Source organism: Archangium minus (assembly GCF_044360475.1).
Classification (GTDB): domain Bacteria; phylum Myxococcota; class Myxococcia; order Myxococcales; family Myxococcaceae; genus Archangium; species Archangium minus.
Window position 1 is genome coordinate 7,514,796 of record NZ_CP043494.1, and the last position, 12,365, is coordinate 7,527,160.

General features: G+C 69.8%; 7 protein-coding genes. 1 reads left to right on the forward strand and 6 read right to left on the reverse strand.

The window, feature by feature from the left end; translation table 11 throughout:
• Window positions 1-5: 5 nt before the first annotated feature.
• From F0U60_RS30545 to F0U60_RS30570, 6 genes are all read right to left on the reverse strand, one after another.
• Complete coding sequence (locus F0U60_RS30545) at window positions 6-2,264, reverse strand: hypothetical protein (RefSeq protein WP_395804967.1); 2,259 nt, start codon at window positions 2,262-2,264, stop codon at window positions 6-8.
• 7 nt (window positions 2,265-2,271) lie between these two features.
• On the reverse strand, window positions 2,272-6,990 hold the full coding sequence (locus F0U60_RS30550) for an MG2 domain-containing protein (RefSeq protein WP_395804969.1): 4,719 nt from the start codon (window positions 6,988-6,990) through the stop codon (window positions 2,272-2,274).
• The gene (locus F0U60_RS30555) at window positions 6,987-8,600 is read right to left on the reverse strand and encodes a hypothetical protein (protein ID WP_395804971.1); all 1,614 of its coding nucleotides are present in this window, start codon (window positions 8,598-8,600) and stop codon (window positions 6,987-6,989) included. Before F0U60_RS30555 ends, F0U60_RS30550 begins: the two co-directional genes overlap by 4 nt.
• On the reverse strand, window positions 8,600-9,178 hold the full coding sequence (locus F0U60_RS30560) for a DUF1175 family protein (protein WP_395804973.1): 579 nt from the start codon (window positions 9,176-9,178) through the stop codon (window positions 8,600-8,602). The genes F0U60_RS30555 and F0U60_RS30560 overlap by 1 nt, the downstream gene beginning before the upstream one ends.
• A 15-nt stretch (window positions 9,179-9,193) precedes the next feature.
• On the reverse strand, window positions 9,194-10,102 hold the full coding sequence (locus F0U60_RS30565) for a DUF2135 domain-containing protein (protein ID WP_395804975.1): 909 nt from the start codon (window positions 10,100-10,102) through the stop codon (window positions 9,194-9,196).
• A gap of 148 nt (window positions 10,103-10,250) precedes the next feature.
• Window positions 10,251-11,186: a sterol desaturase family protein gene (locus F0U60_RS30570; protein ID WP_395804977.1), complete on the reverse strand. Its 936-nt coding sequence runs from the start codon at window positions 11,184-11,186 to the stop codon at window positions 10,251-10,253.
• A gap of 112 nt (window positions 11,187-11,298) precedes the next feature.
• On the opposite strand from F0U60_RS30570, the gene F0U60_RS30575 reads away from it, so the two are divergent.
• On the forward strand, window positions 11,299-12,360 hold the full coding sequence (locus F0U60_RS30575; RefSeq protein ID WP_395804979.1) for a pectin acetylesterase-family hydrolase: 1,062 nt from the start codon (window positions 11,299-11,301) through the stop codon (window positions 12,358-12,360).
• Window positions 12,361-12,365 lie beyond the last annotated feature (5 nt).

A 12,365-nucleotide genomic window follows, 5' to 3' on the forward strand; every position in this document is an offset into this window, starting at 1 on the left:
TACCCTCACCCCCCGCCCTCTCCCAGAGGGAGAGGGGGCATGCGAACAGAGGTGGAACCGTAAGCCCTCTCGAGGATCCGCTCCGCGTTGAGGCCGCTCGCCTTCGCCGCCTCCACATCGAGTCCCTCTCCGTGGCCCTGGCCTCGCCCCTCGAAGACCACCTTCTTGTCCTCAAAGACAACGGAACGAGGACAGGCAGGGAGCTTCAGCGCCGAGCGCACCCACTCGCAGGGCCGCGATTCAGAGACATCGAACACAGCACCGCCCTCGCGCTTCGTGCGCAGGTAGTGCACGCGCCCGTCCGCGAAACGCACCGACACCGCTCCACTGCCCAACAGTGACTCCACCTGGCCGCGCGGGCGTGTCTCCCGCCAAGGCGCCTGTCCTCCCTGTGAGAACGGCAGCCACTCGCGCCAACGGAGTGCAGGCGCGTTGAGAGCCCGCTCCTCCTCGGGCTGCACCCGCACGGTTCCGAGGAAGGCCTGACAGTGCGTCGTGTCGCAGATGGGTCGGCCCGGGTGGCGACTGCCCGCATGCCGTTCGTTGTGGGCCACCACACGCGCCAGCGCCACCCTCGCCTCTCCCTTCAACGCCGAGTCCTCCGCCGCCACCACCCCCGCCGTGTATTGCAGGCGCGTGGTGCGGAAGAGGAAGTCCGAGCCCCGTCTTGCCTTGAGTTCCTTCGGGCTGGTGGGGACTCCCGCGGGCGGTTTGTAGGGCGGCGGCGGCGAGCCCGTGAAGATACCGGCGTAGTCACGGCCGGCGGGCGCGTCCGGGAAGCGCACCTGCCAGGGACTCCCGAGGCACACCGCCGCGCCCTTCGACACGAGCGCCTCCAGCTTCGAGAACTCCTCGGGGATGGCGCGCGGCGAGCCGTCTTCCAGGGAGAAGCCCGAGCCCCGGCACCGCGCCTCAATCTCTCCTGGCGGCACCAACCCCAGCACCTGCACCCGCGCGGACTCCAGTCCGCTCCGCTTCTTCCGGACCTTGGCCAGCACCTCGGGTACCTCGTCCGCGAAGGCGCGCGGCATGACCCCTGGCCTCGCCACCACCGCCACCAGGTCCTCGTCCACCGCGACAATCCACCCGAGCCTCGGCCGGCTATCCGCGTCCCGCACCGTGCCCGTCTTCGTCGCCACGCCCGCGTAGGCCTTCGAGGCTGGCAACTCGGATAGCGTCCCGCGCGCGGCGTTATCAGCCAGCACCGCCATCAGGTCTGGCCTCGCCTCGGCCAGCAACCGGTACGCCTGGGCCAACCCCCACGGCGAGAGGCGCAGCGTCGAGCGCAGACCGATGGCGTCCGCCATATCCAGGGGCATGCTGGACAAACCCACCGCAGCCAACACCGCCCCCCACGGGCCAAAGTTCCTCGGCGCGCTCCCCCTCGCCTCCCAGTCCAGGAAGTACCCGTTGCACGAGCGCAGCAGTGCCGTCTTCACGTCCACCTTCGCGGGGAGCCGCTCACCACAGAGCCACTCCGTGACCTCCGCTCGCGCGGCGAGCACCGGCGGAGGCTCGGAGCTCCCAGCCACCACGAAGGGCTTCAGCGTCGAGCCGTATGGCATCGCCGTCCGGATGTCGCCCTCGGCCAGCAACACCTCACCCGAGTGGCGACTGAGCACCACCGTGGCACTGGCCACCGCCTGCACCGCCACGCCCACCAGCTCGTCCACGGACAGCGGCACCGTCCAGCGCGCCCCGTCATGGCACTGCTTCAACCGGCGCGTCAGGGCCTTCGGAAACCCCGAGTCCTCGTTCAGCACGCGCGCCAAGGCCCGCCGAGCGCGTGGCGTGTCCACGTCCGGGTTGCGCGCCAGCTCCGCCGAAGCGTTCGTCAGTGACTGGTAGGGAGCCTCCCGCCACTCGACCAACTCCCCGCTCACCGACAGCGCGAAGGCCTCATGGAACAACCGATCTTCCGCCGAGGCCGGACACGCCCACCACAGGAGCTGATGGGCCAGCTCGTGCCGGAGCGCCACGCGCAACCGCGCATCCAGCACGCCGGGCGTGCCCTGCCGCAGCTCCACCACGCCCGGCCGTCCCTGCCCGTTGCGCGAGGGCAACAGCGCCTCGCCCCGTTGCAGGGAGAGGGTTCCCGGAGCCCGGCCAGGCGCACCACCTGCTTCGGCCACGTAGCGCGCCTCCAGCGCCTTCCACGTGGCCTCGGCCTCCGCGCGCAGCTCCGCTTCGGGCGTCACGTCTCCCCGAGTCAGGAAGACAGGGGTGGCCGCCAGCAAGGCGACCGTCACGGCGGCCCACCCCATCACGACCTCACCACCCGCCCTGGCTCACGTCGCCCGCGCTGCGCTGGGACGGCGTCACCTTCAGCACGTCCGAGCCCGTGCGCCCACGGATGCTCGTGACGTACATGTCCTCGATGAAGGCCGGCGGCGCGGAGAAGGTGCCCGCGAACTGCGCCCGCATCACGTACCCCACCGTGCGCGGACTGTCGCTCCACCACGCCGGCTCCTCGAAGAAGAACGTGGCGCGCTCGGGGCTGAGCGAGCGCCGCTTGAGGGCCTCGGGCGCCAGCGGCAGCTCGTGCGGAGGACCGCGGAACTCCTTGTCCTCCACCAGCGGCACGAAGCCCGCGGGCACCGCGTCCTCCACCACGTAGTACGCCGAGCGGTTGCGGTTGTCGCCGTGTGCGTCCAGCGTCAGCTCCACGTACACCTCCTCGCCCTGGCTGAGGCTGTCGCCCGGCGCGAGCCGCACCTTGCCGCCCTCGCGCAGCACGTAGTACGCGCGCTGGAGGCTCATGCCCTCGGCCACGGGCTTCACGTCCGCCAGCGGCGTGGCCGCCGAGCCTCGCAAGGTCGCCACGCCCTCGAAGCCCGCCACCTCCACCGCGCGGGTCCCCGGCTCGAGCGTCGCCACCAGCCCCATGCCCCGAGGCGTGAAGCGCACCTTGCCCTTCGTCCCCTTCACCTCGGGCGGCGAGAGCTTGCGGAACTCCTTCGCATCGCGCTCGATGAGCCACATCGAGTGCAGCAGCGCCGTGCTCCGATCAAAGGTGGACAGCCCCGGCTCCGACAGCGCCTCCAGCAGCCGCCGACGCGCCTTGCTCACGTCCATCTTCCCGAAGGACGCCGCGTGACCCAGGACCGCGGTGAGGCCCACCCGGCGCAGCGGGTAGCGCCACAGGGCCTCGCTCGGCGCGGGCATGTTGGCCAACGTGACGAAGCCCTGGGTGCTCGCGGCCACCAGCTCGTCGATGCGGCCCTGGAGCTCGGGCTCCTTCATCACGCCCGCCTTCTCCGCGGCCAGCACCGCCAGCGCGAGCGGGTACAGGTCTCCCGGCTGCGCGGCCTGCACCAGCGCGCGCACCCGAGCCGCCTGCCGCTCTCCATCCAGCCGCGCCAACACCCAGGCCCGCGTGGCATCCCACTCGACGGGCAGCCCCTCCTGGGTCTCCAGCCAGCGCATGCTCTCGGTGATGCGCGGATCATTGCGATCCACGAGCCCCGCCTCCACCGCATACGCCAGCCCGTCCAGGGCGATGAGCGTCATGGGCAGATCCGCCTCGCTGTAGCCACTGAACCAGGTGAAGCCACCGCCCCGGACGGACGCGTCCAGGATGCGGGCCGTGCCCTGCACCGCGCGGCTGCGGGCCTCGGCGAGCAGCGCCTGGCTGTCCGTGTCGAGCGACTCCAGCGAGCCCGCCTTCTTCAGCGTCTGGTACAGCGCCACGTTGGGCACCGTGGTGGACACGAGCTGCTCCACGCACCCATACGGATAGGTGAGCAGCTCGCGCACGTTGGAGAGCGCCGCGTCCACCAGCGACGGCTGAAGCACCAGCTCCACCGCTGAAACCGTCGCGCTGGGGGCCGCGGGCAGGGACAGCTCACCGCCGCCCCACTGCGACACCTTCACCGGCTCGTCCAGCACCGCGGGCCGCACCGCCACCGTGCGCCGGTCACGCAGCGGCTCCTTGCCGCCCGCCACCTCCACCGCCAGCTCGGCCGTGCCCGAGCCGTTCGCCTTCAGGGTCAGGGGCAGCACCTGCTCGCCCCCCTGCGCCAGCTCCACCTTCTGCTTCAACTCGGCGGACTCGAGCACCCCGGCCGCCGCGAGCCGCACGTCCAGCAACTGGCTGCCCTTGGAGGCCTCACCCGCCGACAGACGCACCGACGCGAGCGCCTCGTCTCCCTGGCGGAGGAACTGCGGCAGCGCGGCGTACAGGATGAGCCCACCGCGCGTGGCGAACTCGGACGTGGACTCGCCGAAGCGACCCGAGGTGTCCGCCGCCACGCCCGTCACCACCCACAGCGTCTGGTTGGACGGCAGCTTGAAGCGCACCGTGGCGCGCCCGTCCCGATCCGTGACGATCGTGGGGCTCCAGTACGCCGTGTCCCTGTCCAGATCCTTCGCCTGGCGCGTGGGCGGCTTGATGGAGGCGAAGGCATGGTCCGGCAGCCCCGCCATCTTCCGCGCGAGCGCCTCGCCATAGCCGTAGCCCTGGAACTCGGCGGAGAAGAAGGTGGCCACGTTGTTGCGGCCCACCGGGTAGAAGAAGTCGAGCACCTTCGGACGGAACTCGTTCTGGATGGCGTAGACGGCCTTGTCCACCACGCCCACCGAGAGCTGCGCCACCACGCCCTGGCCCTCGTGGTCCGTCACCCGGATGTCGATGACCTGCTCCGTGAGGGGCGTGGCCTCCGCGCGCCGGGGCTGCAGCGACACGTTGAGGGTGCGCTCGGCGGGGATGATGCGGAAGCCCACCGTGCGCTCCTCCCAGCGGCCCGAGGCCGTCGGGTACGCCACCGAGGCATACACCGCGCTGCCGAAGCGCTTCTCCACGTCGAAGGAGTGCACCAGCGTGCGGCCCTTCTGCTCCACGAGCTGCGTGCTGTACACCCCCGCGCCCGTGAGCGTCACCCACACCGGGCCCTCGTCCGAGCCACCCGGGCCCCAGCCGTCCGGCAACAGCGCCACGAGCTGCGCCGAGTCACCCGGCTCCAGCGTGCCCGAGAGCGACGCCAGCGTCATGTTGGGCACCTGCGCCACCGGCTCGTTGGCCTCACCGATGACGAGCATCTGGTCCTCGCCCGTCCAGGCCTCGCCACCCTTGTCCTTCACCGTGACGCGGGCCACCACCGCGCCCACGTTCGAGGTGGGCACCTTCTCGCGGTACGAGCCATCCGCGGCCGTGGTGAAGGCCTTCTTCCCCAGGCTCTTCTCGCTCCCATCGGCCTTGCGCAGCACGAACTCCACTTCGCCCGACGTGGCGCCATAGGGTTTGCCGCCCAGCGTGGTGGCACGGATGCCCAGCGTGGCCTCGGAACCCTTGCGCGCCACCGCGGCCGAGTAGCGCGTGGACCCCAGCACCTCCACCTTGGAGAGGAAGAAGGAGGCGCTCGCGTTGGCGAACGTCTGCTGATCATCCCGCGCGCGCACGGTGAGCGAGTAGCGGTACGGCAGGCGCTCCTCGCCCGGCTTGAGCGCGGGCACGGGAATCTCGATCTCCGCGTTGCCCTCGGCGTCGAACGTCGCGGCGCTCGCCCAGGGGTCCTCCTCGACGCCGCGCTGGGCCACCGTGGAGAACAGGCGCTCGGGGACGCTCAGCTTGCCCTCCGTGCTGGAGGCGCTCCCGTACGTCACCGCGCTCCCCTGCCCGCCCAGGCCCGCGTCATCCACCCAGGCCGGTGCATCCAGCAGCGTGCGGTAGAGGAACACCTCGTACTTCGCGCCCGGGGGCACTCCACCCGCGTACCGCCGTGCCCGCACCGTGGCCCGCACCGTCTGGCCCGGCACGATCGTCTCCTTCTCCGGCTGCAGCTCCAGGTAGAAGGTGGGCTTCACGTAGTCCTGCACGCGCGCCTCGCCCTGATGCGGCTGCGAGTCCAGCTCGGCCGTCACCCGCAGCACGCCGGTGCCCAGATCCGCGGGCACGGACACGGTGCCGTTGAAGGCGCCGAACTCGTCCACCTTCGCGCGCGTCTGCACCTCGCGGCCCTCGGCCGAGACGAGCTTCACCGCCACCTCGCGCCGGCGCGGCGTGAAGAGTCGCGCGAGGAAGCTGTCCGGCTGGCGCACCAGGCCGCGGAACTTCACCTCGTCACCCGGCTTGTAGATGGGCCTGTCGCTGTAGATGAACACGTCCGGCGCCACCGCCAGCGCCGAGTAGAAGTCCGTGTCCACGATGGCGGTGTCCCCGCCCACCGTCGCCGTGGCGATGATGCGCGGTTCCTTGACGGCCAGGGTCACCTCGCCCTTGTCGTCCGTGATGCCCGCGGGTCCCTTGCCCGAGGGCAGATACACCTGCACCTGGGCACCCGCGCGCGGCTTCTGATCCCTCCCCGCCACGCGCACCAGCACCTGTCCATCCGTCTGCTTGAGTTGCACGGTGAGATCGGTGACGACGAGCACCACCTGCCCCTCCACGAGCCCCTGGACGAGCTGGAGGATGTACGTGCCGGCCGGCAACGGCGCGAGCGTCACGCGCCGCTCCTCGTAGCCGCCGTAGTAGGACGAGGTGTCGAAGCCCGGGACGCTGAACTCGCGCTCGGAGCCACCGAGGTCCATGTTCAACCACTGGCTGCGCACCACGGAGAAACCGGCAGGCACGCCCACGAGCTTCTCTGGCCCCTCGGACACGCGGGCCATGGGTTGGCCCGGAGGAGGCGGCGGACGCGAGGGCAGCCCCGGCGCTACGGCCTTGCGGAAGTCCTCGTTCAGGGAGAACAGCAGGAAGCTGCCCGGCGAGCGCGTGGCGTTGAGTCCGCGGCTGAGCGCGTGGCCGGGGTTCGCCATCGTGGGAGGCGTCTGGTAGGCGCGCCGGATGTCCCCCTGCGCGCGGATGAAGGCGCCGACGTCCGCGGGCTTGAGCACCCGCAGCTCGACGGGCCCCTTGCTCTCGAAGGCGACGTCCACGGCCACCGGCTCACTGCTGCCGTAGGCACGGGGAACGGTGACGTAGAGCGGCTTGGCCGCAGCCACGCCAGCACACACCAGCGCGGCCAGTACCGCGATGCGAGCGAAGCACCTCATGAGCCAAACCCTCCCGGAACCAGCCTGCCGCCATCCACCGTGCCACGCAGGCCGATGTAGGGCAGCGTCTCCAAGTCACGTCGCGCCGCCTCGATCTCCGGCGGGGCCGTGCGCTGTTGCGACTTCTTCGGATCCGCCGGCACCTGCGACCAATACCCATCCGCCATCAACATGCCGAGCAGCCGCCCCGTGTTGACGCCGAACGACACCGAGCCCGGCGCGCGGAGCCCCTGGACCACAGGGCCCGCGGCGCTGAGCAGGTTGGGCGTCTTCCCCTCGCACGCCCTGCGCAGCCGCGCGAGCATGACCGGAGTAGAGGCCATCACGTGGTGTCCGCAGAGCGTTGCGGTCTCCATCTTGTTGGACCCGGAGAAGATCTGCCCGAGCGCCTGGGCGTCCTCGGGCCGGCCCCAGAGCAGGGCCACCTCGGTGGGCAGCTCCTGCGAGCCCCGGGGCGTCCACACCATCGCCACCTGACGCGTGCGCACGGCGCCCGTGTAGTGCTTGCCGGACCAGAAGGCCTTGAGGGTGTCGCGATCCAACTGCTCGGGCAGCTTGAGCTGGAGCGCGAGCAGCACCGGCGTCTCCTCGGGGACGAGCCTCAACAGGTCATCCGAGAGGGGCGCGCTGTCCAGCCGGGGCTCATCTCCGAGCCGTCCAGCGATGCCGCGTCCCACGAGCCGGTTGCCCTCGACGGCGAACTGCAACCGGACGCCATTGCCCAGGCCCATCACGTGCGTGAGCAGCTGCGCCTCGCGGCCGAGCGGCTCGGCGGCGAAGCCCAGCTCCACGTCCACGTTCCGCGGGGCCTCGATATCCAGGTGGGGCTCGCACAGTCCCTGGAGCACCACCAACGGATGCCGGCCGAACACGATCCGCTCGTCCGTGCGCGCGGCCCACAGCGCCTGCTCGGCCACGAGCCAGCGCTCCAGCTTGAAGCCTTCCGAGGGAACCTCGCCCTCCCCACCCGGGCAGGACTGGGCCACCATCTCGTTGCGGCGCACCACGCCATTCATCGAGTCGAAGGCGGCCATGGCGGCATTGCCCGGCTCGGGGACGATGATGGCGGGCGTGCCCGCGCGGTTGTCACCCGAGAACCACACCACGCGGAAGGGCGCGGCCAGGAACTGCCCGGCCATCACGTCGAACACGGCGCCCTTGAACTGGGCGCCCAGGTCCTCGGCGCGGGTGTCGAGGAACGCGGCCCACCCGCCCACGAAGCCCTTGCCGAGCGGCTTCTGGAGCTGCTCCTTCACCCACGCGTTGCCGGCGAGCGCCTCGCGCACCTTGGCCGGCGAGTAGACATCCGCCCAGATGGCGGGGCGCACGGGCTCGGAGGGCACCTCCATCTGCTGCGGCTTCTCGGGCGCGGGAGGCAGGGCCTGGAGGACGAGGCCGGAGTTGGAGGGCGTTCCAACGGGGCCCGAGGAGGGACCCGACGCGCCCGGGCCCGAGGGACCCGAGGAGCGACGACCGAGGAAGAAGGCGCCCGCGCCCACCGCGACGAGCACGGCGACACCCGCGCCGATGAGGACGGCCCGGGGAGGTCCACTCCGGGGAGGTGGTGCCGGCGGCGGAGTCGCGCCTGGCGGAGACGAGGGAGGGTTCATCACATCCACTCCTTGAAACGGAAGAAGCCGAGGAAGGCGGTGTTCTGGGGCACCGGGCGCCACTCCACGGGGGCGTCGGTGACGAGCGACTGGAGGACGCCGGTGCGCACCGCGGCCCCCTTGTCACCCGGGTGGTAGACGACGCGCGTGGGGGCATGCGCCTTGTCCTCGGGGCGCACCACGAGCATCAGGTGGAAGATGGGGCCCGAGTCCCGCTCCTGACGGAAGGCCACCAGGTCTCCGGTGCGCAGCGACTCGCGCGTGGCCTCGTCGCGGCCGAGCGGGACGAAGCTGTGCGTCAGCAGCGTCTCGGCGTCGGCGAAGTCGGCGGGCCGACCCCGATCATCGCGCCACAGGGGTGTGGCGAGCCGCTCGGGCTGGAAGCGCCGGTACGCACCGCGGAAGACGAAGCGCACGAGGCCCGCGCAGTCGCGCTGATCCGGGTGCCAGGCCGGATCCATCCGGCGCACCTGGGCGAGCGCGCCCTGGGCGACCTCACGCCGCAACAAGAGCCCGAGGGACTCGGGAGGAGCGGGCGATGCCGCCTGGAGAGACAGGAGCAGGAGCAGGACGCGCATGGCCTACCGGGCGCCTCAGTAGTCCGAGTCCATGCCGCCGCCGCTGGTGAGCGCCTTGACGGCGGCGTCCAGGTCGCGGGGCCACGAGGCGTCCTTGGGGGCCGGGTCCTGCGAGGGCACGTACACCTCGGCCTTGCCATCACCGAGCACGTTGATCCACGCGAGCACGCGCGTGGTGCCAGGCGTGGCGAGCGGGATGCGCACCATACGGCGCACCTCCTGCGGGGTGCCCTCGTAGAGAACCACGTTGAGGGTAGCCACGGTGTGGGCCTTGTCGCCGCTGGGCCAGTAGTTGGTGGCGATCAAATAGACGCCCTTGGGAGGCGCGCGGTGGACGTAGAGGTACGGGCCGTAGGCGGGGTCGTCGAAATCGCCGCCCTGCTCGTTGAGGTAGAAGGTGCCGCCGCTGGGGCTCTCGGTGTTGGCCCAGTAGACGTGGGCCATCTTCTTCACATTGAGCACCTGGCCCGATCCGTCCTTGGCCGCGGAGACGCTGTCCTGGGTGGGCTCGTAGATGTGGAGGTCGGTGTAGACGCCCTCGGTGTCGCTGGTGAGGATGGTCTTGAGCGGTACGGGGGGAATCTGCGCGTAGCTGGTGGCCTGGGTGCGCGCGGTGCCGGCCTGGTTGGTGGCCATCACGGTGACGACGTTCTTGCCACTGGCGGCGGGGAACTTGCGCTTGAAGCGCCCACTGAAGGTGCGCATCAGGTAGCGGTCGCCGTTGATGGAGAGGACCACCGGATCAATGGTGGTGTCGCTGACGGTGCCCTCCACGAGCAGCATCCGGTCCACGGTCCAGCCGCCCGAAGGAGCCATGAGGCGCACGGTGGGCAGCGTCTTGCCCTTTCCGATGGGGACACCCTGCTGGCGGGGATTGGCGGTCGGGGCCTGGGTCAGCAGCACGGCCAGGAGTACGGGCAGCATCGCGGGGCGGGTCCTGTCGAGAAAGGAACGGTCGACAGCCTGCTGCACCCGGCTCGTATTTTTCAAGCGGTGCGGGGTCTCTCATGCCCTGAGAGCGGCCCGGACTCCTGGCCCGGGCCGCCGTCATCAGGGAACCTTCTACGAAGCCCTAAACAGCAACTGCTTGCCCTGCCTCGTGGGCCGGGGTCGAAGCCGCGGCCTGCTTCTCGGCGGCGGCCTTGCGCCGCATGTCCTCGGTGGTCTCGCTGTTGCCATCCGGCCGCCAGCCCGGGGGCGCGAAGAAGTACCCCGCCACCTCGCGCAGGCTGCGTGCGCTCATCACATCGCGCAGGAACGGGCCGAACTGGTGGAAGACAATCTTGAAAGGATTGTTTGTCTTCAACGGGTGTACCAACCCATACCGGCAGGGTAGCTCGTCGCGCTCGGGGACATAGGTGCCGAAGAGGCGATCGAAGATGACGATCACGCCGCCGTAGTTGGCATCCAGGTAGTCGAGGTTGGCCGCATGGTGGACGCGATGTGCGGACGGCGTGTTGAGGATTCCCTCGAGCGGCCCGAGCTTCGGCATCCAGTCCGCGTGAATCCAGAACTGGTAGCTCAGGTTCAGGGCGTACCCGGCGAGGATGGACTCAGGGGTAAAGCCGAACGCGGCCAGCGGAACGAAGATGACGTAGGCGCCCGTGATCTGTGACGTCCAGGCGAGCCGACCCGCGGCGAGCAGGTTGATCTCATTCGACGAGTGATGCACCGCGTGCGACAGCCAGAACCAGCGCACCCGGTGACCGAGCCGGTGATACCAGTAGTAGAAGAACTCGATCCCGAGGAACAGGCACACCCAGTACCAGACCCCCTGCTGCGGGACGCTGAAGAGGCGGTGCTCGTAGAGCCAGTACGCGCCCGGGAGGGAGACCGCGACGGGAAGAAGCCGGGTGACATTGCGTCCCACGCTCACGGCGACGGAGGCCAGGGCGGAACGCCAGCCGTACTCGCGTTTGAAAATGAACTTGTAGGCCAGCACTTCCAGTACGACCGCCCCCAAGGTAACGCCTAACAAGATGAAAGCCAGGGGTCTGAACTGGGACATAAAGAGCCTCACTCGGTGACAAGCAGCGGCGTTTCCATAACACAGCGCGCCAGGAGCCAGGTAGGACGGCCCGTGCTTCTCAACCCTCGCGAACGCACGTATAGAGCGCACGATGCATACCCCGAACGTGGCACGAGGCATGTGGGCTGTCCTCACCGCTGTAACGGTGATGTGGACTGGGTGTGACAACACGCCAGATGAAAAGCCCATCACCACTCCGGAGAACACCTGGAGCTGGATCGACTTCTCCAACTCCACCTGTGACGAGGGGACTCCCACGGGCCTGGGTGTCAACCTCCGCGAAAACAAGAACCTGCTCATCTACTTCAACGGCGGTGGAGCCTGCTGGGACGCCACCACCTGCCTGGTGAACAACCAGTCCTCGCACGGGCCCTTCACCAAGACCCAGTTCGACACGCTGGCCTCGAAGTTGTCGGGCTCCATCCTCGACCGGGAGCTCGCGAACAACCCGTTCAAGGACTGGAACCTGTTCTTCATCCCGTACTGCACCGGGGACCTGCACATCGGCAACGCGGAGGTCGTCTACACCACCGACTCCGCCACCCAGACGTTCCACCACAAGGGACGGGCGAACACGGAGGCCTTCCTGGCCCGCATCGCCGCCACGGTCCCCAACCCCGAGCAGGTGGTCGTCACCGGCGTGAGCGCGGGCGGCTTCGGCGCGGCGCTCAACTACGATCTCATCCGCTCCCAGTTCCCCAACGCGAAGGTCTACCTGCTCGACGACTCCGGGCCGCTGTTCAAGAGCAGCGCCATGTCCGCGGAGCTCCGCGCCGCCTGGGCCAAGGCCTGGAACTACGACGCCCCCATGGAGGCGCTGGATCCGGCCGTGAAGGAGGACTTCGCGCAGCTCTACCCGGCGCTCGCCAAGAAGTACCCCAATGACCGGATGGCGCTCCTGTCCTCACAGCAGGACTTCGTGATTCGCTCCTTCCTCGGGATGAACGGCACCACGTTCCAGACCGCCCTTCAGGATCTCACGTCCACGGTGCTCGCGCCCCTGCCGAACACCCGGTACTTCGTCACCACCGGCTCGGGTCACACGATGCTGTCGAAGCCGACGGCCCAGAACTCGCAGGGTGTGGTGCTCATCGACTGGATCAACCAGATGATGACCGGGAGCGACACCTCCTGGGTGTCCGTACAACCGTAGCCCCC

Excerpts from the sequence above, each read along its gene's own strand:
- F0U60_RS30575 (WP_395804979.1), top strand. The coding sequence starts at position 11,299 with ATGCATACCCCGAACGTGGCACGAGGCATGTGGGCTGTCCTCACCGCT.
- F0U60_RS30555 (WP_395804971.1), bottom strand. The coding sequence starts at position 8,600 with ATGAACCCTCCCTCGTCTCCGCCAGGCGCGACTCCGCCGCCGGCACCA.
- F0U60_RS30570 (WP_395804977.1), bottom strand. The coding sequence starts at position 11,186 with ATGTCCCAGTTCAGACCCCTGGCTTTCATCTTGTTAGGCGTTACCTTG.
- F0U60_RS30560 (WP_395804973.1), bottom strand. The coding sequence starts at position 9,178 with ATGCGCGTCCTGCTCCTGCTCCTGTCTCTCCAGGCGGCATCGCCCGCT.
- F0U60_RS30545 (WP_395804967.1), bottom strand. The coding sequence starts at position 2,264 with ATGGGGTGGGCCGCCGTGACGGTCGCCTTGCTGGCGGCCACCCCTGTC.
- F0U60_RS30565 (WP_395804975.1), bottom strand. The coding sequence starts at position 10,102 with ATGCTGCCCGTACTCCTGGCCGTGCTGCTGACCCAGGCCCCGACCGCC.
- F0U60_RS30550 (WP_395804969.1), bottom strand. The coding sequence starts at position 6,990 with ATGAGGTGCTTCGCTCGCATCGCGGTACTGGCCGCGCTGGTGTGTGCT.